At 66.7% G+C, this 24150-nt stretch carries 21 protein-coding genes and 1 riboswitch; of the genes, 13 read left to right on the plus strand and 8 right to left on the minus strand.

The annotated features are described in order from the left end of the window. Positions 1–800 precede the first annotated feature (800 nt). Entirely contained in the window at positions 801–2201 is a 1401-nt protein-coding gene (locus BMZ45_RS08430; RefSeq protein ID WP_175488997.1) for a sensor histidine kinase, read from the plus strand. Between the two features lie 21 nt (positions 2202–2222). Here the strand turns inward: BMZ45_RS08430 and BMZ45_RS08435 are convergent, their stop codons facing one another. The 3 genes from BMZ45_RS08435 to BMZ45_RS08445 all read right to left on the minus strand — a co-directional run bounded on the left by BMZ45_RS08435 (position 2223) and on the right by BMZ45_RS08445 (position 6920). After that, positions 2223–4544, minus strand: a complete 2322-nt coding sequence (locus BMZ45_RS08435; RefSeq protein WP_175488998.1) for a ligand-binding sensor domain-containing protein — start codon at positions 4542–4544, stop codon at positions 2223–2225. A 71-nt stretch (positions 4545–4615) separates the two neighbouring features. Further along, entirely contained in the window at positions 4616–5335 is a 720-nt protein-coding gene (locus BMZ45_RS08440; RefSeq protein WP_175488999.1) for a response regulator transcription factor, read from the minus strand. Between the two features lie 316 nt (positions 5336–5651). After that, positions 5652–6920 (minus strand): S41 family peptidase, encoded by a 1269-nt coding sequence (locus BMZ45_RS08445; RefSeq protein ID WP_175489000.1) that lies wholly within the window; start codon positions 6918–6920, stop codon positions 5652–5654. A 647-nt stretch (positions 6921–7567) separates the two neighbouring features. On the opposite strand from BMZ45_RS08445, the gene pgaA reads away from it, so the two are divergent. From pgaA to BMZ45_RS08480, 7 genes are all read left to right on the plus strand, one after another. Further along, on the plus strand, positions 7568–9613 hold the full coding sequence (gene pgaA / locus BMZ45_RS08450; protein ID WP_091635038.1) for a poly-beta-1,6 N-acetyl-D-glucosamine export porin PgaA: 2046 nt from the start codon (positions 7568–7570) through the stop codon (positions 9611–9613). A gap of 70 nt (positions 9614–9683) precedes the next feature. Then, positions 9684–11504: a poly-beta-1,6-N-acetyl-D-glucosamine N-deacetylase PgaB gene (pgaB, locus tag BMZ45_RS08455; protein ID WP_254776605.1), complete on the plus strand. Its 1821-nt coding sequence runs from the start codon at positions 9684–9686 to the stop codon at positions 11502–11504. 10 nt (positions 11505–11514) lie between these two features. Next, complete coding sequence (gene pgaC / locus BMZ45_RS08460) at positions 11515–12762, plus strand: poly-beta-1,6-N-acetyl-D-glucosamine synthase (protein WP_091635043.1); 1248 nt, start codon at positions 11515–11517, stop codon at positions 12760–12762. Then, positions 12759–13268, plus strand: a complete 510-nt coding sequence (gene pgaD, locus BMZ45_RS08465; protein WP_091635046.1) for a poly-beta-1,6-N-acetyl-D-glucosamine biosynthesis protein PgaD — start codon at positions 12759–12761, stop codon at positions 13266–13268. The genes pgaC and pgaD overlap by 4 nt, the downstream gene beginning before the upstream one ends. 168 nt (positions 13269–13436) lie before the next feature. Beyond that, positions 13437–13754: a hypothetical protein gene (locus tag BMZ45_RS08470; RefSeq protein ID WP_091635049.1), complete on the plus strand. Its 318-nt coding sequence runs from the start codon at positions 13437–13439 to the stop codon at positions 13752–13754. Between the two features lie 65 nt (positions 13755–13819). Next, positions 13820–14122: a YciI family protein gene (locus BMZ45_RS08475; protein WP_254776583.1), complete on the plus strand. Its 303-nt coding sequence runs from the start codon at positions 13820–13822 to the stop codon at positions 14120–14122. 64 nt (positions 14123–14186) lie between these two features. Beyond that, complete coding sequence (locus BMZ45_RS08480; RefSeq protein WP_091635054.1) at positions 14187–14807, plus strand: hypothetical protein; 621 nt, start codon at positions 14187–14189, stop codon at positions 14805–14807. 4 nt (positions 14808–14811) lie between these two features. On the opposite strand, the gene BMZ45_RS21600 is transcribed toward BMZ45_RS08480, so the two are convergent. Then, entirely contained in the window at positions 14812–15594 is a 783-nt protein-coding gene (locus tag BMZ45_RS21600) for a uracil-DNA glycosylase family protein (protein WP_175489001.1), read from the minus strand. Positions 15595–15891: 297 nt separating this feature from the next. Here BMZ45_RS21600 and BMZ45_RS21605 point away from each other — a divergent pair, with 297 nt between their 5' ends. The 5 genes from BMZ45_RS21605 (at position 15892) to BMZ45_RS08500 (ending at position 18525) form a co-directional block, all read left to right on the plus strand. Continuing rightward, positions 15892–16332: a hypothetical protein gene (locus BMZ45_RS21605; protein ID WP_175489002.1), complete on the plus strand. Its 441-nt coding sequence runs from the start codon at positions 15892–15894 to the stop codon at positions 16330–16332. A gap of 154 nt (positions 16333–16486) precedes the next feature. Continuing rightward, entirely contained in the window at positions 16487–16888 is a 402-nt protein-coding gene (locus tag BMZ45_RS08490) for a hypothetical protein (protein WP_139215441.1), read from the plus strand. A gap of 53 nt (positions 16889–16941) precedes the next feature. Beyond that, positions 16942–17400, plus strand: a complete 459-nt coding sequence (locus BMZ45_RS21610; protein ID WP_175489003.1) for a hypothetical protein — start codon at positions 16942–16944, stop codon at positions 17398–17400. 92 nt (positions 17401–17492) lie between these two features. Beyond that, complete coding sequence (locus BMZ45_RS21615) at positions 17493–18002, plus strand: HIT family protein (protein WP_175489004.1); 510 nt, start codon at positions 17493–17495, stop codon at positions 18000–18002. A gap of 127 nt (positions 18003–18129) precedes the next feature. After that, positions 18130–18525: a hypothetical protein gene (locus BMZ45_RS08500; RefSeq protein WP_091635063.1), complete on the plus strand. Its 396-nt coding sequence runs from the start codon at positions 18130–18132 to the stop codon at positions 18523–18525. A 191-nt stretch (positions 18526–18716) separates the two neighbouring features. Here the strand turns inward: BMZ45_RS08500 and BMZ45_RS21200 are convergent, their stop codons facing one another. From BMZ45_RS21200 to BMZ45_RS08515, 4 genes are all read right to left on the minus strand, one after another. Continuing rightward, positions 18717–19217 carry a hypothetical protein gene (locus BMZ45_RS21200; RefSeq protein WP_139215442.1) on the minus strand — a complete coding sequence of 167 codons (501 nt, stop codon included), beginning with the start codon at positions 19215–19217 and terminating at the stop codon, positions 18717–18719. Next, on the minus strand, positions 19214–20020 hold the full coding sequence (locus BMZ45_RS08505) for a hypothetical protein (RefSeq protein ID WP_091635066.1): 807 nt from the start codon (positions 20018–20020) through the stop codon (positions 19214–19216). The genes BMZ45_RS21200 and BMZ45_RS08505 overlap by 4 nt, the downstream gene beginning before the upstream one ends. Positions 20021–20466: 446 nt before the next feature. Next, a riboswitch (cobalamin riboswitch) is annotated at positions 20467–20687 on the minus strand. A 200-nt stretch (positions 20688–20887) separates the two neighbouring features. Further along, positions 20888–21682: a class I SAM-dependent methyltransferase gene (locus BMZ45_RS08510; protein ID WP_175489005.1), complete on the minus strand. Its 795-nt coding sequence runs from the start codon at positions 21680–21682 to the stop codon at positions 20888–20890. A 131-nt stretch (positions 21683–21813) separates the two neighbouring features. Further along, positions 21814–24090 (minus strand): CocE/NonD family hydrolase, encoded by a 2277-nt coding sequence (locus BMZ45_RS08515; RefSeq protein WP_091635070.1) that lies wholly within the window; start codon positions 24088–24090, stop codon positions 21814–21816. Positions 24091–24150 lie beyond the last annotated feature (60 nt).

Genomic DNA, 24150 nt, shown 5'->3' on the forward strand with positions numbered 1-24150 from the left:
ATCGGTAGTCGGCGCTTCACAACCGGGGTCGCAGGCCTGGTCCGGACGCAGGCATCCGGTCGCATCGCCGCCACGCTCGTCGGTCATTCGCTTCATGCACTGCCCATCCTGTTGGCGGTCCGAAGCGCGCTATCTCCGCCGTGAAGAGATGCGCAACTGCTCGTTCGCGACGAACGTTAGCGAGCGCAAGTCGCGAATACACGCACGATTTCTCACCAACGAATCCTGGGCGCGAAGGCGATTTCTCTGGAGGTGGATGCGCGATCGAATCGGCCAGTGCGACGACGTTCTTTCGCGCATGCGAACGCAGCGAAGCGGGATCGCGGCGGCGCCGCACGAGAGATCGATTCGCCGAATGCCACAGGCGGAGACGAGAGTACATACGCCACGCCTGCCGATACCGCCCGGGGCGATGGTCCGTGCGGCTGCATCGTCCCGAGCGCACACGCAATCGGCGACGCCCGGCGACGCAGTGCGCACGCGAAGCTAGCCGATGCTCACCTACGGTGAGAAATCAAACGAGTACCCCGCGCTCGCCGCGACCGAGCGAGCCGCACAAAATGTGACATCCACTAGAGTTTTCCGCCGACGCGGCGCGTGCCACGTCGGCGTGCCAAAGCGCGGTGCTAACCTGACCACCGGTAGTCATCTAAGACACATAACCGCCACCTTCCGTACCTAATCCGCTGAGCGAGCGCGCTCCGCTCCTCGGCCATCGATCGCTCCCTGTCTAGCCCACGATGACCGTCCGCGTACCGCCCCAGTCTGTTTGGCACGGCCTACTCGATTGGGTGCAGCGCGTGCCCGCCCGCGCCGCGCACGACCGACGCAATGCGCTGACCCTGCAGGCGCTGCTCGCGGTCGCAGTCGTAACCGCGCTGTTGGCGACGATCGGGGCCTACGCGGCCGCCCAGAACATGACCCGGATCACCGAGAGCTGGCTCACCCTGGTCATCGGCGCATACGCATTGTCTTGCCTGTGCCTGCTGCGCAAGGGGCATTTCCGCTTGTCGGCCAGCCTTACCGTTATCGGCGGCCTGGTCCTGATGGGCATGAGCTATCAGGCCTACGGATTGCGCGCGCAATCCGGGCTGCAGATCACCCATCTGCTGCCGCTGCTGTTCGCCGGCCTGCTGCTGGGCCGGACCGCGGTGTGGTGGACCGCCCTGGCCTATGCGGCGGTGCTGACCTTGGGCACGCTTACCGATCTGCGCCTGGCGACGGATGCCAGCCAGACCTCGGACGCCTTGACCAACCTGCTGCTGGCGGGCCTGAACTTCCTGGTCCTGGTAACCATCCTCGATCGCCTGATCCTGTCGTCGCAACGCGCGATCCGTCGCAGCGAAGAACTCAACGCGACCTGCCTGGAGCTCGAGCGCCAGGTGGAGGAAAAGGAGCGCGCCTACGAGCGTCTGCTGCAGACCCAGAAGATGGAAACCATAGGCCGCCTGTCGACCGGCATCGCCCATGACTTCAATGCCATCCTCAGCGTGATCCTGGGCCAGGCGACGTCGGTGAACCTGCGCGGCGGTTCCATCGATACGGTGCTTCCAGGCATACGCGACGCGGCCCGACGCGGCGCCACGCTCACTCGACGCCTGCTCAGCTTCAGCCGCACCCACATCAGACAAGTGTCCACCTTCGATCTTGCCGAGGCGATCGACGAGGTGCGGCCATTGCTGCTGCCGATGTTCTCGCGCGCGATCCAGGTCTCGCTGGATACCTCCGCCACCGGCCTGCGGGTCAGCGCGGATCGCGACGAACTGGTGCTGGCGCTGTTGAACATCGCCAGCAACGCCTGCGACGCCATGCCGAAGGGCGGCCGCTTTCTGCTCGCGGTCGAAGCCGACGGAGCGCATGCCTCGCTGCGTTTGGAAGACACCGGCTGCGGAATGACACCGGAAGTACTCGCACGCCTGTTCGAGCCGTTTTTCACCACCAAGCCCAAGGATCGGGGCACCGGCATCGGCATGGCGACCGTGCGTCGTTTCGTCGCAGATCACGGCGGCGACATCGAAGCCGACAGCGCCCCAGGCCTGGGCACGCGCATCCGGATCCGTCTGCCGCTGGCGGAGCCCGCACGCGAGTCGTCGCAAGCGGCGCGCACGGATATTCCGTTCGAGCATGCGACCGTAAGCGAACGCTCGACGCATGCGTCTGCGGCCGTCGCCGTTGCGGGCGATCGCGCCGCCGCTCGCTGAAGCGATGCGCGGCGGCCTCTCTCAGTCGGCCGGTTCCTCGCGTCCGCGCCCGATCTGGCTTGCGCCGAACTGGGTACCGCCCACCAAGGCCAACAGACTCAACGAGGTCGCCAGGATCAGGATCCAGGGCCGCAGATACCAGGGCTGCGGATTGAGCACGCGCAGGTCGGCCGACACCGTCGACCAGCGCCCGCCCTGGGTACGCGCCTGGACCTCGAACAGATGGTCGCCCCAGGGAATCGAGGGATAGAGAATGCTGCGGTTCTGTCCCGCGTCGACCCAACCGGGATCGAAGCCGAGCAGGCGGAAGCGGAAATGGGTTTCGCGAGGCCGGCTCAGATTTATGGCGGTGTAATGGATTTCCAGGCTGCGCGCGTAAGGCTCCAGAGTCAGCGACGACCCGGCGATCCTCTGCATGCGTCCATCGACCATGACCTGCTCTATCCGAGGCGTCAGCAGCGCCGGCGGGACGTCGGGGAAATCCGCGGGATCGAGTACGGCGAAGCCCTCGACCAGGGAAAACCAGAGCCTGCCTTGCGTATCGCGGTGGCAAGGAGTCGAGTAGCCACCGTTGATCTCGGATGGCGTCAGGCCATCGCTGGTCGTGTAGCCGATCGACTCGATCTCGGCCGCAGCCCGCCGTGGCGCCGGCAATAGGGTGACGCCACGATTGCCGCCCAGCCACAAACGTCCGCGCTCGTCGCGCAGGATGCACGACACCGTATCGTCGAATAGGCCGTTGCGGCTGTCGTAACGAGACACTTGGCCGTTGCGGATGCGATTCAGGCCGCCGCCGTACAGGCCTACCCAGAGCGTGGCGGTCTCTTTGTCTTCGTACAGGGCACGCGCGAAGCGGGAGGACAACCCCTCCCGAGGCGTCCATCGCTCGACGATCCGGTTATCGACCACGCGCCAAACGCCGCGGTCGCCGGCGAACCAATCGCCCCCGCGCGCGGCTGGAATGATGTTATTGACGTTCATGCCCTCAAGCGCGGCGATGCGCTGTTGTCCGACGATGCGCCCCTCGCCATCGGTGCGGACATCGAACATGGAACGCTCGGAGCTGACGAGAAAACGTCGGTCGCCACGCTGCCAGACATTGATCGCGTTACCGATCGACCAGGCTCCGACCGGTTTGGCCTTGCCGTCGACGACGCGTATCAATCGCCCCTCGACCGTTCCCACCCAGAGCGCGCCCTCGCGATCCAGGACCAAGCTGGCCACGCAGCCATTGCCCTGACCCGACTGGATCGGATAGCGCTGCATGCCGCCGTCGGGCGCCCGATGCCACAGCCCTGCGCAGGCGGATCCCAGCCACATCCCGCCGCGGCCATCGTCGATCACCGCGCGGCCCGCCATGTTCATGCCCCATCCCGGGGCCGAGACCAACCCGAACAGCGGCTTGCGCACGCGCAACAAGCCCTTGCCGCCGCTGCCTATCCATAGATTGCCTTCGTTGTCCCAAGCCAGGCTGGTGATGCCAAGGCCGAACAGTTCGGGCACGTCCCGCCACTGTCCGGGGCCGGTCTCGCGCAGCAGTTGTCCGGAGATCGTGGCGACCCACCATCGGCCATCCGCATCCTTCACCGCTGCCTTGGGACCGGCCACGCCCAACAACTGCCATCGATCTAGCGCGGGATCGTAGCGATAGAGCGCGCGCTCCGTGCCGACCAGCAGCCCGCTACCGCTGGTTTTCAGCACCGGTACCCGCCGTTCCCCGTCGGGCAGCGGGATGGGTCGCAAGCGCCCATCGGCGACGACGAAGAAGCCTTCGTTTCCGGCTACGTGGATGCGACCCTGGGTGTCGCGCGCCAAACGGGCGTAGCCGATGCTTCCTCGACCGATCCAGGTCTCGCGCCCAAGCTCAGGATCCAGATTGAGCACACCCACGCTGGTAGCTATCCATAAGGTGCGATCGGGCGTCTGCAGGATGTCGTTGATCTGACACGAGCCGCCGCACACCGGCAGGTGATGGAATGCCCCTTGTCGACGCACGCTCAGCCCGGCGTCCTGAGTCCCGACCCAGAGCCAATCCCTGTCATCCTCATACAGCGCCAGGATGCGATCGCTGGCCGGCCCCGCTTGCGGGCCTTCCGAGGCGGATGTATCGAACGCAGGCTTTCCGCGGAATATCGTGAATGCCAGACCGTCGAAACGCGCCAGACCGCCGAACGTGCCGACCCAGAGATAGCCGTCGCGGGTCTGGACCACGGTGTTCGCGCCGGACTGCGGAAGCCCGTCGTCGCTGGTGAAAGCCCGCGCGCCCATCCGATAGTCGAACCCGCCTGCGGGCAACGCGGACGCGGGAGCGCATATGACGAATAGCCCCGCGGCCAACACCATCGACCGCAGCCAGACTCCTATGTTTCGCACGCCGTCCTTCCCCACCGTCGGCCCGATGCCGACACCAGCGACTACCAGTTCAATACATAGCCGACGCTGCGCACCGCACGCAACGGAAGTTCTTCCTCCGCGACTTGCTCGCATTTCTTGCGCAAGCGGTGGATCAGCATCTCCAAGCGATGCGGATCGAAGTCGTGGGCATTCTTGACCAGGCGCGCGATCAGGGCCTCGCGCTGCACCGGCCTGCCGGCCGACGCGGCCAGCATCGCCATGACCTGGCGCTCGGCCAGGTTCATCTCGATCTGGACGCCACGCGGCGTCAGGATGCACCAGCCTCTGTCGTCCAGCCGCCATTTGGCCTGCGTGCTGACCGGCACCGCGCTCTCGTCCGGGATCACCCATCGGGCCAGATTGCGCAAGGTGGTCACGACCTCTTCCATATCGACCGGCTTGGGCAGGTAGGCGTCCGCCCCCGCGCGCAAGCCGCGCATGCGGTCCTGGCTGGAGTCGTAGCCGGTCAGCATCACGATGCCGATCCGCGGCGACAGGCTGCGCAGATGCTCGGCGATGCTGAAGCCGTCCTCATCGGGCAGGTCGATGTCCAACAGCACGAGATCGTAGGAACGCTGGGTCATCGACCGGTACAGCTCCAGCGCGCCATTCATGCCGACGGCGGAAAATCCGGATTGGGTCAGCACGGGCAGGAGCACGTCTTCCCGGAATGTTCGATCGTCCTCGACCACCGCAAGCGTGGGCGGCCGACGCACGGCCTCCATCGAGCTAGCGCGCATCACTCTCCCCCTGCGGAAACCAGAGCCAGCTTCCTGAAAAACACGCGAGCATCGCTCCCTGCTTTCGCGTGAGTTCAAAGTAGCATGGCGCGATTCGCGATAGCGAGGCGACATCCGTGATCGATGTCACAGCGCCCGATCGAATGCGCGAACTCGAGATCTTGACGACCGAACCTGCAAACACGCCGCGGCCGTCGCGTGCGTAGCAACTCCCGGACCTTCTACTACTTTCGTCCAATTGCGAAGCTCGGCATCGCGCGCCCTACGTCCGCGCGTGCGATCGATGAAGACGCCGCGCGCGCTGGCGAGGCGGCGATTACTCCGTGACCGCGGGATTCTGCAGAACGTTCGCCATCGCGGCTTCCAGATCCGGATCGCGACCGCCGCAATAGTCCGCGCGCGTCCAGGCCACGGCCTGATCGGGCTGCACGGCCTGATCGGCGAAGTCGCGGCCGTCGGCGCCCCACAGGCCATGCACCGGCACGGTCAGATTCCAACCCTGGCCGAGCGCGAAACGCTCGCCGCTGAGCAGCTCGCCGGCGCTGGCGCGGCCGATGAAGCGGGCCGGCGTGTGCAGGCGCAGAACCCAGGCGAAGCCTTCGCCGGAACTGGCGGTCTCGTGATCGATCAGCACCAGCACGCGGCCGGCGTAGCGGCGGCCGTCCAGGGCGTCGCTGTGGAACACCGCCGCGCCGCCGTGCTCGGACACGGCCTTGAACACGGCCTCGTCGGTGTAGGCGCCGACCACCTTGGGGCCGGCGCGCACTTCGTCCGCGCTGGGTGCGTGGCCGAGCTTTTGCAGATAGGGGCGTGCGAACAGGCCCAGTACCGGCGTCTCGCCGGCGGGCATGAAGTAACTGGCCAGGCGCAGCGCCGAGGTGTTGCCGCCGCTGTTGCGGCGCAGGTCGACGATCAGGGCCTGGGTGTCGGCGAGTTCGTTCATGGCCTGATCGGCCAGCGCGGCGGCGCCGTCGTCGAAGCGATCCACGCGCAGATAGCCCACCGCCAGGCCGCTGCGCGGCGTATAGCGGGTCCAGCGCCAGCCCGGATGCTCCGGCGGCCACCCCATCGCGACGCGCTCGACGTTCAGTCGGCGCTCGCTGCCGGCGCAGTCGCGGATCGCGAGCTCGGCGCTGCTGCCCAGCGGCCCGGGCAGTTCGTCCGACGAACCCAACAACTGATCGCCCGGCCGCAGTCCGTGGCGCCAGGCCGGGCTCAACGGCGAGACGTCCACCGCGGTCTGCACGCCGTCCACGAGTTCGAAACGCGCGCCGATGCCGCGGCGTTGATCGCCGCTCTTGCTCGGCGCCGACAGCGAAGTGTGCGAGCTCTTGAGTTCGCCCAGCATGCGCGCGATCAAGGCCTTGAAGGCCGCGTCGTCGCGAACTGGGCGCAGCTGTGCGCGGTAGCGGCGGCCGGCGTCCTGCCAATCCACGCCGTGGAAACCCGGGTCGTAATAGTTCTGATCGACGCTGCTCCAGACCCGCTCGAACAGCGCGGCATAGTCCGTCGCCGGTTCGGGCTTGGCGGCCCCGCACAGCAAACCGGCTGCGATCACCCAGGCCACTGCGCTGCGCTTCGTCACTCGGAGCTTCCTTCCTACGGGGAATGCGGGCGACGCTAACAACGCGCCCCAGGGCGCTCAAGGGGCGTGGGCACCCGCTGCGGCAGGACGTGGCCGGCGAGCGTCGGACGGCGACCACTTTGCCGAATCTGTCGTGCCAGACCGGTTTGGCGCAGATCGCACCGCCGCAACTCAAGCACGCGCCGCGGAGCCGCACCTTCGGAGTTCGCCCGCGTATCTTCGCCGGCGCCGGACGCGCGAGCGAACCGACCGAATGCGACGGAGGATCGCGTGCCGCGCCGATGCGGTCCGACTGCGACGGATCGGCCGCGGCGATCATCCCTAAGACATGCCCGCCCCCGCTCCGACCAGGATCGGCACAGGCGGCCCCGCTTTGACAGGTTCTGCTCCTGTCCCCCAAACCGGCCACGTGCCGGTTTTTTTTGCCCGATCGATCGCCGATCCGCCCGCGCCGAACCTGAACGGGCCGCAACCCCCGCCTCGCGGCCTCCAGCAGCTAAGTACCTGCTCTAAATGAACAAAATCCTCCAGATGTACAGCTCTGGCACAGACTTTGCGTCCAGGAACCGTGACTCAGTTCGCATTTTCAAGCGTCGTACCTCTGGGGCCGCCCCGCCCCCACCAGTCATACGGGATACGGACTATCCATGCCGTCTTTACATCGCCTCACGCTGTCCCTGGCCTTGGTCTTGGCCGGTGGAACCTTACACGCCACGTCAGTAGCTGCCGCTGAAGGTCAGTCCGCGGCCGCGATCCCCTACGCCCAGATCGAACAACTGCGCGCCGACCGCGATTGGCTGGCGGCGCTGTCCCTGATCGAACGCCACCTCAACCTGCACCGCGACGACGCGCGCCTGTATCGCCTGCGCGTGCTGACCCTGGCCGACATCGGCGCGCGCGACCGCGCGCGCACCCTGTACTTGGCCCGCCCCGAGGCGTTCAGCGCCGAACAAGCCGCCAGCCTCAACGCCGCCGGCCTGGCCCGGCGCATCGTCTGGAGCAAGCTCTACGCGGTCGACGAAGCCACCCGCCTGGAAGAGGCGCGCGCCGCCGACGCCGCGATCGATGCCTACCGCGCCGATCTCGCGCGCAGCGGCACGCCCGAGCCGGCCAGCCTGGCCTACGACCGATTGATCGTGCTCAACCGTCTCGGCCGCCATCAGGAAGTCGCCGACGAATTCCGCCGTCTGGAAAACAGCGGCCATCCGGTGCCGGGCTATGCGCTGGGCGCGGTCGGCGATTCCCTGCTCACCCTGCGCCGCCCCGACGAAGCCGCGCTCGCGCTGGAACGCGCGGTGCAGGCCGATCCAGAGGATCCCGACCTGCCGATCCAACTCGGTTACGCACAGCTGGAACGCGAACGCTACGACCTGGCCCTGCCGCTGCTGCGCGGGCTGGTCGACGCGCGCGCGCCCTGGCCGCGCGCGCCGGGCGCGCGCCGCGGCTACGAGAACTGGCCGCGCTACGACGCCGAAACCAACTACGCCCTCGCCCGCGCCTTCGGCGAAGACCTGCCCGGCGCTCAGGCCATGATCGAGCCGTTGGCCGCGATCGGCCCCAACAACGCCGACCTGCAGGCCACCCTGGGGTCCATCTATATGTTCCGCGGCTGGCCCAGCCGCGCACTGGAGCGGTTCTCGATCGCCAGTACCCTGGACGAGCGCAACGTCGAGGCGCGCATCGGCCAGGTCGAAACCCTGTCCACCCTGCAGCGCTACGATCTGGCCCGGCCGATCCACGACCAGTTGCTGGCGCGCTATCCCAACGAAGCCCACGTGCGCTCGATGGACCGCAGCTGGGACATGCGCCGCGGCTGGCAGGCGCGCGTGTACGCGGCCGGCGGCCGCAACCGCGACGGCGGCGGTGCCTCGCCACTGGGCAACCGCGACCGCGAGTACGGCGTCGAAGTCGCCACGCCCTTGATCGACGATCGCTGGCGCTTGCTCGCGCGCAGCGGCCGGCGCTGGGCCGATTTCCAGGGCGACCGCAGCGTCGCCCAGCGCAACGAAGTCGGCCTGGGCTACGCCTACGACCGTCTCGACGCGCAGCTCTACCTCGGCCGCGACCGCGACGGCCTGGGCGGCACCGCGATCGCCGTCGGCGCCGGCTGGCGCATCGACGACCGCTTCGCTCTGCGCGCACGCGTGAGCCGCAACGACGCCGCCGCTTCGCTGCAGGCGCGCGCCTCGGATATCACCGGCGATCTGTACGAGATCGGCGCCGACTACCGCCCCAGCGAACGCACCGCCGTCAGCGCCAGCCTGCAGCATTGGCGCTACGACGACGGCAACGACCGCGATCAGCTCAGCCTGGCGCTGGATCAGCGCCTGCTCAGCCGTCCGCACCTGCTGATCAACGGCCTGGCCAGCGTCGGCAGCGGCCGCGGCAGCCGCGACGATGCGCCCTACTTCAATCCCTCGCGCGACGCCTCGGCGGAGTTCGGGATCCGCCTCGATCATCTGGCCTGGCGCCGCTACGACCGCCATTTCCGCCAGCGCCTGACCCTGTCGTCGGGCGCTTACTGGCAGCAGGACTACGGCACCGCCTGGGTGCCGTCGCTGCGCTACGAACACGAGTGGCAATTCGCCCTGGGGCGGGTGCTGAGCTACGGCCTGAACTGGTCGCGCCCGGTTTACGACGGCCAGCGCGAAGAGCGCCTAGGCTTCGACGCCGAATTCCGCTGGGGAGAATGAGATGAACCGTCCACACCGCCCCTCGCGGCTGATCCTGATCGTGCTGGTGCTGTACGCGCTGGTGTTCTGCATGCTGCTGCCCGCGACCGCGCACGCGGCCGAACCGCTGCTGGTGCTGAGCTATCACGACGTGCGCGACGACGTCGCGCGCAAGGGCGACGGCGACGCCTACGCCGTCAGCACCCAGAACTTCGCCGCGCATCTGGACTGGCTGTCCGGCCACGGCTATCACCCGGTGTCGCTGGCGCAGGTGATCGCGGCCAACAACGGCGGCGCCGCGCTGCCGTCCAAGCCGGTGCTGATCACCTTCGACGACGGCCTGCGCAGCCTGTACACGCGCGCCTTCCCGCTGCTGCGCGCCTACAACTACCCGGCGTTGGCGGCGGTGGTGACCCATTGGGTCGAACTGCCGGCCGGCGAAACCGTGGACTACGGCCCGCGTCCGTTCACCGGCGACGACTTCGTGACCTGGGATCAGCTGCGCGAGATGCAGGACAGCGGGCTGATCGAGGTCGCCAGCCACAGCGACGACCTGCACCACGGCATCGTCTCCAACCCGCAAGGCAACTCGACCCCGGCCGCGGTCACCCGCCGCTACGACCCGGCCAGCGCGCGTTACGAGAGCGAGAGCGAATACGTCGCGCGCGTGCGCGCCGACCTGGAGCGCAGCAAGCAGCGTCTGCAACGCGAACTCGGCCGCGCTCCGCGCGCAGTGGTGTGGCCCTACGCCGCCTATAGCAGCGTCACCAACGGCATCGCCGACCAGCTCGGCATGTCGGTCTCGTTCGACCTGGAAGGCCGCAGCACGCCGATGCCGTCGGACCTGCACGGCCTGGCGCGCCTGCTGGTGATGAACAACCCCAACGTCGGCGACCTGGCCTACCAGTTGCGCCATGACGACGAACGCACGGGCGTGCGCGCGCTGCAGGTGGACCTGGACTCGGTCTACGACGCCGACCCGGCCCAGACCGAGCGCAACCTCGATGCCCTGATCGAACGGGTCAAGCAGATCGCGCCCAGCCACGTGTTCCTGCAGGCCTTCGCCGATCCGGACGGCAACGGCTCGGCCGATGCGCTGTACTTCCCCAACCACGCCCTGCCGATGCGCGCGGACCTGTTCAACCGCGTCGCCTGGCAGCTCAAGTCGCGTGCCGGCGTGGTGGTCTACGCCTGGTTGCCGGTGCTGGGCTACGAGCTGCCCGACCCCGCCCAGCGCGCCGCGCTGGCGATCCCGGGCGCGCGCGCCGACGAGGTCTACCGCCTCGACTACACCCAACCGGAGGTGCGCCGCCTGGTGGCCGGCATCTACGCCGACCTCGCCGCCGGCTCCTACCTGGAAGGCCTGCTGTTCCACGACGACGCCTACCTGCGCGACACCGAACTGCAGGGCCGCGCGGCGACCGAATCGCAGGCGCGTACCCAGGAGCTGATCGACTTCACCCTGGAACTCAAGCGTGCCGCCGAACGCTGGCGACCCAAGCTCAAGACCGTGCGCAACCTCTACGCGCGCCCGGTGCTGGAGCCGCAGAGCGAGGCCTGGTTCGCCCAGCGCCTGGATACCTTCAATCGCGCCTACGACTACACCGCGCTGATGGCGATGCCGTGGATGGAAGGCAGCCGCCAACCCGAGCGCTGGCTGGACCGCCTGGTCGCGGCCACGCGCGCGCACGATCCGCAGCTCACCCAGACCCTGTTCGAATTGCAGACGGTGGACTGGCGCAACCGCCGGCCGATTCCGGCCGAACAGTTGAAGGCGCAGGTGCGTCGCCTGCTCGCCCAGGGCGTGCGCCACATCGGCTGGTACCCGGACGACTTCGTCGCCGACATCCCGAACACCGCCGCGGCGCGCGAAGCGCTGTCGGCGCGTTCGTTCCCGTACCTGGAAAAGTGAGGAGATCGCCATGCATCGCCTCCTCTACTTCCTGTTCGAATTCGCGTTCTTCTATCCGATCGTGATGTCGTTCTTCTGGATCTCCGGCGGGCTGTACTACTACCTGCGCCGCGAGCGCCACGCGCGCCCGCGCACCGATCCGCCGCCGCTGGCGGACACGCCGCCGGTATCGATCCTGATCCCCTGCCACAACGAGGGCGACAACGTCCACGAGACCATCGGCGCGGCGATGGCGCAGCGCTATCCGGATTTCGAAGTCATCGCCATCAACGACGGCAGCCGCGACGACACCGCCGAGAAACTCAATGCGCTGGCCCAGCAGTACCCGCGCCTGCGCGTGATTCACCTCGACCGCAACCTGGGCAAGGCCAACGCCATGCGCATGGGCGCGCTGGCCGCGCGCTCGGAATACCTGGTCTGCATCGACGGCGACGCCCTGCTCGACGAATACGCGACCCACTGGATGGTCTGGCACCTGGCTTCGGGTCAGCGCGTGGGCGCGGTCACCGGCAACCCGCGCATCCGCAATCGCTCCACCCTGCTGGGCCGCCTGCAGGTCGGCGAGTTCTCCTCGATCATCGGCATGATCAAGCGCGCCCAGCGCGTGTACGGCCGCCTGTTCACCGTCTCCGGCGTGATCTGCGCGTTCCGCCGCACCGCCCTGCATCGGATCGGCTACTGGTCCGACAACATGGTGACCGAGGACATCGACATCAGCTGGCGCCTGCAGATGGACCACTGGGACATCCGCTACGAACCCAACGCGCTGTGCTTCATCCTGATGCCGGAAACCCTGAAGGGGCTGTGGCGCCAGCGCCTACGCTGGGCCCAGGGCGGCGTCGAAGTGCTGCTGCGCCACAGCCGCGACCTGCTGTCCTGGCGCAAGCGCCGCATGTGGGCGGTGATGGCCGAGTACCTGCTCAGCGTGGTCTGGGCCTACACCATGGCCTTCATCATGCTGCTTTGGGCGCTGGGCCTGTTCCTGCCGCTGCCGCCGGAGCTGACCATCCGCAGCCTGCTGCCGTCCTGGCACGGCATGATCCTGGCGATGGTCTGCCTGCTGCAGTTCGCGGCCAGCATCATCATCGACCGCCGCTACGAGACCGGAGTCGGCCGCAACTACTACTGGATGATCTGGTACCCGATGGCGTACTGGTTGTTGAGTTTCGCGACCACGGTCACCGCGTTGCCCAAGGCGCTGCTCAAGCGCCGCGGCACGCGCGCGACCTGGGTCAGTCCTGACAGGGGAATCCGATGAACACCACCCAAGAGCGCCGCAACGCCGCGGCCAAGTTCGACTCGCGCCTGATCCAGAAGCGGCGTTCGCAGCCGCGCCTGCGCCGCACCGCCTGGGGCTTCGTGACCGCGGTGTTCTGGGGCATGTACGTCTACCTGTGGATGCCGGTCATCACCTTCCTGCTGTGGGTGCTGGGCATCCGCAACGCCTACTTCGAACTCTACCTGCGCGAGCACCGCGTCGAACCCTTCCTGCTGATCGCCCTGCCCAGCCTGGCGTTGTGCGCGGCCGTGCTGCTGATCGCCTGGGCCGAATACAACCGCTGGCGCTTCTCCGGCAAGGACCGCCGCGGCGCGCCGCCCAGCGCCCAACTGGACGAGATCGCGCGCGCATTGGGCGCGGACGTCGAGATCGGCGCGGCGCTCAATGCCGGCCGCGTGGTGGTGTTGAACATGGACGCCCAGGCGATCCCGCGCGGCGTGCGCAACGTGCTCGCGCCCGTCGAAGAGGTACTGATTCCCGCTTAAGGCTTGCAGGGGCGGCGCGAACCGCGCCCGCGCGACGGCCCGTGACGTCAGCGCGCAGCCGTGGGTCGCGCCGCTTCTGTAATGCCCTTACTTTGTCGCAAGGCCGGATTGACGGCGGCGGCCCGCGGTACCCAGAATCCCGCTATCGCTGGATTCGGCGGATGGCTCATGGACCACTACGCAGTCCTCGCACTCTTGCTCGCGGCGCTGGCGCTGCCGGTAGTCGCGTTCTGGCTGTTGCGATCGCGCACGCGCCTGCACGGCCTGGTCGCGGCCGGCATCGCGATCGCGCTGGGCTGGGCCCTCAACCTGGCCTATGCCTACGCCGTCCAGCACACCGCTGCCCCAACCCCCGACGCCGACGACAACATCGCCATCGCCGCCGCGTTCGGCTGGGCCTGCCCCACCGTGCTGGTGCTGCTGACCTGGCTGGTGTGGCGTTTCGTCTCGCGTCGTAAGCGCGTCGCGCAAGCGCGGGCGTCGTGACCGGCGGCTAAACATTCAGGAGCAGGGAGATGCAGCGATATCTGATCTCGTTCGATGACGGAACGATGACGATTGCCGAAGCCGATTTGCCCGCGGTGTCCGAGGCCTCGCACGCCGTGGTGCGCGAAGCCAAGGCCGCGGGGGTCTGGATCTTCGGCGGCGGGCTACTGAGCCAGCAGGCCAGCATCGTGGCCAGCGACGGCTCGGTCTCCGCCGGCCCCTACCCGGAAACCAAGGCGGTGATCGGCGGCTTTTCGATCATCGAGGTGTCTTCGCGGGACGAGGCGCTGCAGTGGGCGGCCAAGCTCGCCGCGTCCTGCCGTTGCGCCCAGGAAGTGCGCGAGATCATGTACAACCCGGAGTCCTGATCGCGGCGCCAGCGTGCATGGACGAACGCTGGCCCCGGTCCGACGGCGCCCTTACCATGCGCCCATGCCGACGCCCAGTACGCACGACCACGACCACGACGACGGCCACGTCATCCATCTGCTGCCGCGGCTGGAAGCGGCATCGCCGCTAGTGCAGGCCCCCGAGGCGCTGGCCTTCCCGCCCCGCATGCGTCGCACAGGACGCATCTTGTTCGCTCTGTTGAACGTGATCGCGTCCGCTGGCGCCGCCTGGGCGATCTACCTGTTGTGGACGGACGACACCCCCGGCTGGTGGTTCAACCTCATCTTCACCGTCATGTTGGGCGGCCTCGCACTCGCGCTCTGGGCCGTTCTGTCCGGCTCGATCCGGCAGGCCAAGCGCGAAGCGCGGCTGCAAACGATCTGGCGCGGGATCGCGCCCCGCGCAGTCGCGACCGGCGGACGAGTCAGCGAGCGGCGCTGGAAGCTCGCCGAAGACGGTGCGGTCGCCTCTTTCTCGCTCGTCGTGCAGATCCCCGGCGACCGGCCGATTTGCGGCCATTGGCGCCCGACGAGCTCGCGCGAGCAGTTGCTGCAAACGCAGGTGCCCGGCGTCGGCGCCGAAGCGCGCGTCTGGCGCGCCCCGAATAGCGCGCATCAGGCGCCACTGGTGATCGAAGTCGCCGATCCCTCGGTGGTCAGCTGAGCGCCTAGGGGACGACGATGGAGATGTTGGCGCGCTCCGTGCCCGGCGGATCGCCCAGCTTCGCCCAGAAATCCGAGTCGCGCATCCAGGGCTGCAGGCCCATGGGAAAGTCGCGGCTGGGAATCGGCGGCAGCTCGGCCGCGGTGAAGTCGTTGCCGTAGGGCACCAGCGCCTTGCTCACGTCCGGATTCTGGATATGAGGACGGAGTTTGTTCAAAGCAACATTCCAGTTGTCCAGCAGATCCTTGCGCGTGATCGGCCCGCCGGGCTTGTCGGCCGTGGGGTGCAGCGCCTTTTGATGGAAGGCCGTCACCGCCTGCCCGGCCGGCGTCGCCTTGAACGCGGTCCAGGCGTTGAACGCGGCATTGCCGAAGGTGACGACGGCTTCGATCCGGCCCTTCGCGAACGCCGCTTCCAGCCACTGGTGGCGATAGGCCTGAATCTCCGGATCGTTCAGATGCGGCATCGCCATGTCCTGGTTGAAGATGCCGTACGCGAACGCGTTGATCATCAGATAGCTGCGCGTGAAACCCAGCTTCTCGACGAAGCCCTGCACGCGCTGCCCCGCCTGCCCCGACAGAATCCGGCGCGTGAATGCCTCGGTCTGGGCCGGGTCCTGGCCGATGACCAACAGGCGCGCGGTGCCATTGGCACGGCCGCGGTAGAAGATCGGGCCCCATAGCGAACGAAACCCGTCCGCGCCCCGATACACCGTGGCGTCGGGATACTTCTGGCACAGGGTGCGGAATTTGCCCGTAGGGCCGGTATCGAACGGGTCCGTGTTCATCGTGGCCTCCATGGCGCGGCGGTGTCGCCTACTAGGAACGCGGTCTTTTCCCGTCTGCGGCCATGGCCGGCGATAACGCGGGCATGGTTCGGGCCTTCCGACGCAACGACCCAGATGAATGCGGCCCGGACTTCGCACGATGCAAGCGCCACGCCCGGGAGACCGGACCTTACGCGCCGCGGCCGAGCCCGTGAAGGGGCGACCGAGAACCGCGCCACCCAGCCGGAACCGCGATCGGACGGGCCAGGCATCGATTAGGATGGCCATCGAACCGAGCATCGCCTTAAGGGGGAGGACATGCTCACCGCACTGCTGCTGGCCGCCATCCTGGTCTCGGGCCAGGCGCAACACCGGGTCGTCGAGCCCGCGCCGCGCAGCGAGGCGGCCGCCTCGACCGTGTCGGTCGTCGGCGCCAGCCTGGGCTCGCACGTGGACCACCAACTGCGCACGCCCGTTCCCAAGACCCTGTTCAAGCCGACCGACAGCATCCACCTTTCGATCGCCACGCGCGTATCCGGCCCCGATCCGGTGGTGGGCACGCTGGGGGTGCTGTGGACCTACGGCGAAGGCGAAGACCGCCAGGCCGTCAACGACGACAGCCGCGAAATCCTGTTCGAGGGCCAGGGCTACACCGTTTTCGAGATTTCCAAGCCGAACGACTGGCCGGAGGGCCGCTACCAGGTCGAAGTGTTCCTCAACGGCGTGAGCGTCCATCGGGCTGCCTTTAAGGTCCGGTGAGGCCCTGCGCTTTCGCACCCGATCCACCTCGCAATCCGCCTGCGCTCCAGCCTCGAACTTTGACGACTAGCCGCAGACGCCCCGACCGCTCGCCAGCGCATGACGATTCAAGCGCGCGATAAGCCTTACCCCGCCACTACCCAGGAGATGCACCGTGACCGTCAGAGCCATCGTCTTGCTTGCTGCCTTGTTCACCGGAAACGCCTGGGCGGTGGATCGGTGGGTGGCGCCACCGGCGCCTCGAGTTCGCGACGGCACGCCCATCCAGCCGCAAGCCGAAATCTACGCCGACCATCGCTACATCATTCATCTGCCGAAACCGGAAGGGGACTGGCGCCAGAGGCGCTATCTCGTCTACCTCGAGCGCAGCGACGAGCAGCCCTTCTGGGCCACACTCGAAACCCAGATATTCGAAAAAGACGACGAGGTTGTCTTCATAACCATCCCCAAGGGCAGCCAGGACAAGTACCAGCTCGAAGTAGTCGACCGGACCAGCTATCCCTACACGCGGGTATTCAAAGGGAATCTGGGCAGCATCCGGGAAATCGAAGACTAGCGCCCCCAGACGAAGCGCACGGCCTCCCGGCCCCTCCACCCTGCAGTGGCCCCATGACGAAAGCTCTCATTGCGCTATTGGTTGTCTCGCCCCTATGGCTAGTCCATCCGGCAATGGCGCAGGGCTTTCCGGAGGCATGCGACGGCATCGGCCTGCGAGTTCGCAGCGAGACTTACATGATGACCGCCCTGCTCTCCATGCAAGCGCACATCTGCGCGGAGATCGCGCCAGACACCGCGCCGTCCTTCGACAGGGTCCTGGCCCGTTACCGCGAAAAAGCGCCGCAGTGCTATGCCGCAACGCGCGCCAGCCCCGAACTGGCGGCGTTCCCGGAATCCGCGGAGGCCAAGGCGCTGATCGCGGACTACCGCAGCGGCGCGATGCCCGAGGAAAAACGCGACCGCCTGCTACGCGAATGCCGGACCATCGAGGCGACCCAGCAGCAGCGCCAGGACGAACGCGATGCGCTGGAGGCGCTGTTTCCAAAACTTCCCGAGGACACGGGCGGTTGAGCCTTTGCCTGGCACAGCCATACCTCCGCCGGCGCACATCGAATGAATCATCGTTGTTTGTATCGGCCTGTCGGCCGACCAGGAGCAGGCCCTTGATCGAGCTTCCCATAAGAGAACCGTGCGACCTTTGCGTGGCGGCTCGCGAAGAACGCTGGAAGATCATCGAGGAGGGCGAGCACACGCTCACTGTGATCAATCCGCGGCAGTTCGAAGTGGGCCAATGCTGCGTGATCACCCGTCGGCATGTCGCAACGCTGCTCGATCTTTCACAGCAAGAATGCGAGGCCGTGCTGATCTCGGCAAAGCGAGTCGCGCAGGCACTTGTCCTGACCTATCGCCCCCTCGGAATACTGACGTTTCAGAACAACGGGGTCTACAGCGGACAGGAAACACCGCACTTCCATTTCCACGTGGTACCCCGCCAGCGGGGAAGCGACTGGGGCGTAGGCCCGCCACAGCTCGCGACCTTCGATGGCGCCGGGCGCGAAAGAGGCAGCTCACACGAGCCCAGCGGGGATGCGCAGCGTCGCGAGCGGGTCCAAGCGTCCGCCAAGCGACTTACCGAAACCGTAAACCTGATTCGTTCGAATCTGCCGGGATAGCCAGGCCGGCAGCCCCGGATCGGCCGCCTATCGAATAGGCATCGAGGGCGCGGCCCGCCATACGATGCACCGTGGGCAGGTCGTACAATCGCCCCCGGAATTCGAATACTAGGCAGCTAGGTGCCGCATGCAGCTTGTTCTGACCGAGTGGTACAGAAAATGGCGTGGCGCGGAGCCCCAGAAGATCCAGCCAACAGTTCTTCCGCTCGACGACGAGCGCGCCCTATTCGGGCTGTTGGTCATGCTGGGCAACGGCGAGTACGACGACCTTTGCATCGAATCCGACAGCGCCGAGGCACTGAAATCGGCCAGGGAATTGCTGCTCGGAACCGGCGGCGCCGATAGAGCCCATGATCATCCGTTGGCAAACAGCTCTCCGCTGTATCGACCTGGCTACGAGATCTACGTTCAAGCCGACCAATCAGTCTTCTTTCTGAACCCTGAGCCCCGCCCAGCGCTGTTCCAATCGGATATGGCTGCGTACATCGAAGAGTTTGGTTCGCCACTGGATCTGCCGAAGTAGCCAGGACCTCGCAGTGTTCCAACTCAAGCGTCGGGCCGCAGCAGGCTTGATGCGCGTACCGCCAGAAACAGGGATCAGAACGGGCTTTCTAGAAAATCAGCTCTGCCCCTTGTTTCGCCGAAACGCGATCGAATGGCGTTATGACTTCGCGTTTCATCGCTCAGTCATGCTGCTCCGAAGCAGGCAGCAGATCATCCCATCCCCGGACAACTCAACGCCGGCATATCTACTTCGACACAGCTCTTGGGGCCGCCGTCGACACTGGTACACGCCTGCCCCGTCTTAGTGGTGCTAATGCAGTCCTGCCAGGGATTATCGCCACCACCCGAGATCGGCCCGCTTCCGCCGCCGACTGCACCCCCGCCTCCATTGCCGACCTCGCCAGTACCGGTCCAGTCGCTGTACCAATAGCCCTCAGAAACGAACTGACCCGAAATCACCACGGCCGTGTAGAGCGAGCATTTGGTTCCGTTGCAGATGGTCACCTGATTGGGACGATTGTTGGAGTCGACCCAACTGGTGACCTTCTCGTTGACGATGGCGCGAATGAACGTATACGTGTCACCCATTGCAGGCCCCGCGCCCACCTCACAGGTGGCGCCGCAATAGAAGCGGCCGACGTACTTGGCTGCCACCCAACCGGTCACGGACGCCAGCAGCAGCACCAGTCCGATTTTGGCATAGGTCTTCATTTCTTCACTCCTGCGGCTTGAACGGTTTGAACGTAGGCGGCGCCGAGGGCTTGCCCTTGCTTGATCTGCGAAGGCGACAAGCCGCGACCGAGCTGGCCCAGCCGCAGGGCGGATACAGGCGAGTTCACGATCTGATGGCGCGCATACCCGTAGGCGTAGGCCTGCAACGGGTCCGCTGGGGTAAACAACCCGGTGTCGTAGTTTTCGGACAGTCGCGAAAGCGCCTCGACGCTACCGGCTTTGACGGCCTGTTCGAGATAGCGCATCGAATCGCGTTTGTATCGAGTGATCAGGTCGGTATCCAACGCCGCTTTCTGCAGGTCAAACACGCCAGCGGCCAGTAGCGAGAAATCGAGCTGGGCCTGAAGGTCTCCGGCCTCGGCCGCATGTTCAGCCAGGGCATACACGCGGTATGGATCTGGATCAGGCGGGCAGTTCGCGTCCAGCGCGCCGCTGCTTTTCAGGAACTGCTCGGTTTGAACTTGCGTGAGCCCTTCGGGCACTGTCAGCTTGCGATTCGCCAGCCGCAGGCACTTGCTAAGGGAATGCGCTTCGGCCAAGGCAAGCTCAGGCGCCATCGTGCCGAGCCTCTGCGCTGCGACTCCCGCATTGGATGTACGGGGCGGACTGCGCACGCCCTCGATGGCGGCAACGGACGCCGATGCCGTCGGCGTTGTCGTGCCGCTCACCGTGGTGGACGGAGGTGACGCAGGGGCACCGGCGTTCTTGACCCTCAAGAACGCGATGGCTGCCAGCGCCATCAGCACTACCACGCCTACTACCACGATGCGCTTCTTGCTCATCCCTGCCCCACCGAGCACGCTGGTTGCGTGCAATCCGTTTGAACTATACGGCGAATCATTGGCGGCCCCGATCGTTCGACCATATACATAACGACCCAAGGGGAGGGGCCCCTACTTCCAACTTCATCTGGATGCCTCAGCTGTAGTTGATCGTTCGCGACCGCTACCACCAGCGCGCGGCGTAGGTAACAAACGCAAGCGCAATACCGATGGACAGGATCAATGCCGCATTAGCCAGCTTGTTCCCTACCCGATCCGCGCCCTTCTTGCTCATAGCGCCCCGAACCTCAAGCTTGCTGCGACCGCTTTCGCTTCTCATCGGACTGTCCCACAAAGACGCGCACTCCCCTGCGACCCGAACAAGGGCTACTGGACGCAACACGGGGACATAAGCAGACATGCAAGGCCCCGCGACAGGCAAGCGCCAGTCGACTAGCTCAATCGCGTGCGTTGATTGAGCTGTCGGCAGGTCTTCGGACTCTCGGGCACGGAAGGCTGACCTCCCACCTAATCCGCCACTTCCCGAGGGCTGCGCCTCAGTGCTCGTGGCGGGATCGTTCCCGATTACCGCTGCGGGGCAGTGTCGGAATAGCGCGAACGCCTCACCGACTTCCCTTTCAATCCATACGGCTTGCTGGCCGATAGAACCGACGTTACGAAGATAGTGAGAAGGTTTCGCCTCGTCAACACCAAATATAGTGTTTTGACTCAATGCTTTAGCTCTCCGACAAGCGAGCAGCACTCTGCTTGCCGTCCGAATGCCCGGGCGCGTACGCGATCTGGAGCCGGAGCTGAGGCAGTCGCGAAAGAACAGCTCTCAAACGGCAAATAAAGGCTGCCGATGCGCGGTCGCGGCGCGTCAGCCGATCAACGGCACCGGGCGCTGACGATCCACGCCCGCGAGCCGAACCACACGCCTCCATCCCGATAGTGCTGAGCGACGACGTCGTGCATCCTCTCCCGCTCGCGCTCGGCGGCCGCTATGTCCAGCGACTGTAGGGCGGTCTTGGTGGCCTGGAATTGCCCGATCCATTCCAATGCGGCCTCGACGCTGTCGCCGTAGTACACAGGTTCTTGCACGTCCTGGAACGTCACCTGCGCGAACCCGGCCGTATCGAGCAGGCACTCCACTGTCGCCGGATCGCCTAAGGAGAAGGCGGCGGGGGACTGGGCGTTGGTGCCCTGTATGGCGGTGGTCCATTCGTTGGCCTCGCGGGCTTGCCAGACCATCATCACCAGGCGGCCCTCGTCGGTCAGTACGCCGCGAACATGGCGGAAGGCGGCGGCGGGGTCGGCGAAGAACATGGTGCCGTAGCGGCTGATAGCGACGTCGAACGCGTTCGCGGGAAACGGATAGGCCTGCACGTCGCCCTGCTCGAAACGCACATTGCGCAGGCCCTGCGCCGCGGCCCGTTCGCGCGCGCTCGCGATCGCCGACGCCATGACATCGACGCCATACGCACCGCCCGCCGTGGCCGCACGTGCGGCCTCGCGGGTGGTCAGCCCTGTCCCACAGCCGATGTCCAATACCCGCTCATGCGCGGCGATGGCGCAGGCACGCATGAACAGCGGATGGTGCCGCTGCAATTCGGAGTCGAAGTCCACCGGTGCGCCGCCCGCCTTCGGGCGCGAATCCGGCGATGCCGCTTCAAAGGAGGTCATGGCGTCTTCCTGCGCCCGGTCTTGGGCCGCTGAAACCCTAGCACCCGGCCAGGGCCCGGATCACGACGCCTCGCACAAAGACGCAGGGCCCGGCTTGCCGGGCGCTGTGTCCGCGATGCCGCCGCGATGCTTCAACGGCTGAGCGGAATCTCCAGATAGCTGGCGCCGTACCACTTCACCCGCACCGGCTCGCCCGCGTCGGCCACGGTTTCGTCGGATACCGGCTTGCCGCTGCCGTAGTTGATCTGCTGCTGCTGGTTGCGCAGCACGCTGACCACCGCGACCAGGCGGCTGCCGGCCGCGTAGCGGCGGCTGGTCAGGCGGCCGGCGCTGAAGTCGAGCTGGGTGCGTCGGTCCGGGCTCAGCAAGGCGCGCCGCGACAGGTCGGCGACGTAGCTGGCGCGCGACTGGTAGCGCGACAGCTCGAAGTACTCGCCCTGCGCGCTGAGCTCGTACAGGCCGATGTTGAAGTCGAAGTCGCGCTTGTTCACCGCCAGATCGAGATGCCCGGAGAACAGGCCGCTGAACTCGCCGGCCTCGGCGAAAGGCTCGCTTACGAACACCAGGCTGTCGGCGGTGTCGATGACCTTATCGACGATGCCGCCGCCGGGCAGGATGCGGTCGGCGTCGCTGCGGTCGCGCATGTCCAGGGTCTGGGTCACGTAGGCGTCGTGTCCCGGCGATTGGGTCAGGAAACGGTAGCGGTCGCCCTCGCCCGCCGGACCGAAATGGAAGCGCTGGCGCCGCTCGCCCATCGCGGCCAGCGAAGGGGCGTGCTTCCAGACATTGGCGCCCATCACCTGGTAGTTGATGCGGTCGGCCAGCAGCGCCGGCTTGGGCGCGCCCTTGAACACGTAGTCGAACCACTGGTAGCGCAGCACGCCGATGTCCAGTTGCGCGACCGGATCCAGCTTGTAGCCGCGCAGCCAATCGCCGGTGGCGACCGTGCCGCGCTGGCCGCTGATGTGGTTGTAGGGGCCGATCACCAGGTAGTGCTCGGCCTGCGGGCGGTAGCGGTAGTGCTCGCGCAGGTAGTACAGCGCGCCGATCTGGGCGCCGTCGTAATAGCCGGTGGTGGTGAGCACCTTGAGGTCGAGGTCGGCGAACTCCTCGCGGTACGGGATCATGTCCTGCCAATAGCGGTCGTAGTCGGGGTGATCCAGCCAGCGCAGGTAGAACGGGTTGGGCACGCCGTCGATCTTTTCCAGATCGCGGTAGCTGCGCCCGCTCACGTACCACTCGCGCTGCATGCGCTGCCAGCGCGCGTAGTCCTCCATCGGTGCGTTGTCGACGCTGCGGTTGTTGGCCACGTAGAACGGCCAGTAGTACTGGAAGCCGAAGGTGATGCCGCCCTCCATCGGCACGTCGATGCCGGGCGCGCCGGTGACCGAGGGCATCAGCGCCTTGAGCGCCTTGGGCCGATGCTTGGCGGTGGCCCACTGAGTGAAGCCTTCGTAGCTGCCACCGTACATGCCGACGCGGCCGTCGCTCCAGGGCTGGGCCGCGATCCAGTCGATCAGCGCCGCGGCGTCGCGGCCGTCGTGTTCGTAGGGCGTGGGTTTATCCGGGCTGCAGGCCTTGCCGCGGCTGGTGCCGCCGACGCCGACGTAGCCGTGGGCGGCGGACCGCCGGGCCTCGTTGAGCAGCGTCACCGGATTGGCGTAAATGGTGAAGTTGAGCAGGGTCGGCGACTTCGCCGGCGCCGATCGCTGGCGCACCAGCAGCGCGCACACGGTGGCCCCTTCGGGCGTGCGCACCGCGATGTCGCGCTGGATCGTGTAGCGGCGCTGGTCGTCCTGCACCACCAGGCGCGGCAGCAAGGGCCTGAGCTCGCGATAGACCTGCTCGATCTGATAGACCCGCGACAAGCCCAAGGCCGGGTCGCGTTCGATCGTGGCCTTGCCCTTCTGCGCGGCCAGCGCATCGTCCACCGCGCGTCGTTCCTGCGTGCCTTCGGTCGGGTCCAGGTTCAGCACTCGCATGGCCAGGGCCGACGTCGGGTCGTCCATCGCCCCGACCACGTCCGTGAACGCTCGCTGGAACGCCGTCTCGAAGCTCGTGCCGTCGCGCGTCTGCAGCGCCTTGGCGCGCGCATATAGCTCGTACTGAATCAGGTTGGGGCGCACCGGCACGGGGCCGGTGCTCGGCGCGGTGGTGCGGATCTCGACCAGGCTGCGCTCGGCTTCGTCGTACTGGCCGGCGACCAGCTGCAGGCGGAAGCGGTTGTTCAAGTATCGCGCACGGTCTTCGTCGCGATAGTCGGTCAACAGTTGCCGCGCCAGGATCGGCATCGCCGCATCCAAGGCCGCGCGGTCCTCGACGGCCGCGGCCGGGAAGGCATAGGGGGTATCGGCGAATGCGGGCAGCGCGGCCAGCGACAGGCATGCACACAGGATCAGTCGCAACATTCGCCCTCCAGGCGTGACGGTTCCCGGAAGGGATGCCTCCAGGGTGCCGAATCGTCGCAC

The sequence above is a fragment of the Lysobacter sp. cf310 genome (assembly GCF_900114355.1).
Taxonomy (GTDB): Bacteria; Pseudomonadota; Gammaproteobacteria; order Xanthomonadales; family Xanthomonadaceae; genus Lysobacter.

What these genes read in the sequence shown, in the direction of transcription:
- BMZ45_RS08435 (WP_175488998.1), bottom strand. Translation starts at nt 4,544, where the DNA reads ATGGTGTTGGCCGCGGGGCTATTCGTCATATGCGCTCCCGCGTCCGCG.
- BMZ45_RS08440 (WP_175488999.1), bottom strand. Translation starts at nt 5,335, where the DNA reads ATGCGCGCTAGCTCGATGGAGGCCGTGCGTCGGCCGCCCACGCTTGCG.
- pgaA (WP_091635038.1), top strand. Translation starts at nt 7,568, where the DNA reads ATGCCGTCTTTACATCGCCTCACGCTGTCCCTGGCCTTGGTCTTGGCC.
- pgaB (WP_254776605.1), top strand. Translation starts at nt 9,684, where the DNA reads ATGCTGCTGCCCGCGACCGCGCACGCGGCCGAACCGCTGCTGGTGCTG.
- pgaC (WP_091635043.1), top strand. Translation starts at nt 11,515, where the DNA reads ATGCATCGCCTCCTCTACTTCCTGTTCGAATTCGCGTTCTTCTATCCG.
- pgaD (WP_091635046.1), top strand. Translation starts at nt 12,759, where the DNA reads ATGAACACCACCCAAGAGCGCCGCAACGCCGCGGCCAAGTTCGACTCG.
- BMZ45_RS08470 (WP_091635049.1), top strand. Translation starts at nt 13,437, where the DNA reads ATGGACCACTACGCAGTCCTCGCACTCTTGCTCGCGGCGCTGGCGCTG.
- BMZ45_RS08475 (WP_254776583.1), top strand. Translation starts at nt 13,820, where the DNA reads ATGACGATTGCCGAAGCCGATTTGCCCGCGGTGTCCGAGGCCTCGCAC.
- BMZ45_RS08480 (WP_091635054.1), top strand. Translation starts at nt 14,187, where the DNA reads ATGCCGACGCCCAGTACGCACGACCACGACCACGACGACGGCCACGTC.
- BMZ45_RS21600 (WP_175489001.1), bottom strand. Translation starts at nt 15,594, where the DNA reads ATGAACACGGACCCGTTCGATACCGGCCCTACGGGCAAATTCCGCACC.
- BMZ45_RS21605 (WP_175489002.1), top strand. Translation starts at nt 15,892, where the DNA reads ATGCTCACCGCACTGCTGCTGGCCGCCATCCTGGTCTCGGGCCAGGCG.
- BMZ45_RS21610 (WP_175489003.1), top strand. Translation starts at nt 16,942, where the DNA reads ATGACGAAAGCTCTCATTGCGCTATTGGTTGTCTCGCCCCTATGGCTA.
- BMZ45_RS08500 (WP_091635063.1), top strand. Translation starts at nt 18,130, where the DNA reads ATGCAGCTTGTTCTGACCGAGTGGTACAGAAAATGGCGTGGCGCGGAG.
- BMZ45_RS21200 (WP_139215442.1), bottom strand. Translation starts at nt 19,217, where the DNA reads ATGAAGACCTATGCCAAAATCGGACTGGTGCTGCTGCTGGCGTCCGTG.
- BMZ45_RS08505 (WP_091635066.1), bottom strand. Translation starts at nt 20,020, where the DNA reads ATGAGCAAGAAGCGCATCGTGGTAGTAGGCGTGGTAGTGCTGATGGCG.
- BMZ45_RS08510 (WP_175489005.1), bottom strand. Translation starts at nt 21,682, where the DNA reads ATGACCTCCTTTGAAGCGGCATCGCCGGATTCGCGCCCGAAGGCGGGC.
- BMZ45_RS08515 (WP_091635070.1), bottom strand. Translation starts at nt 24,090, where the DNA reads ATGTTGCGACTGATCCTGTGTGCATGCCTGTCGCTGGCCGCGCTGCCC.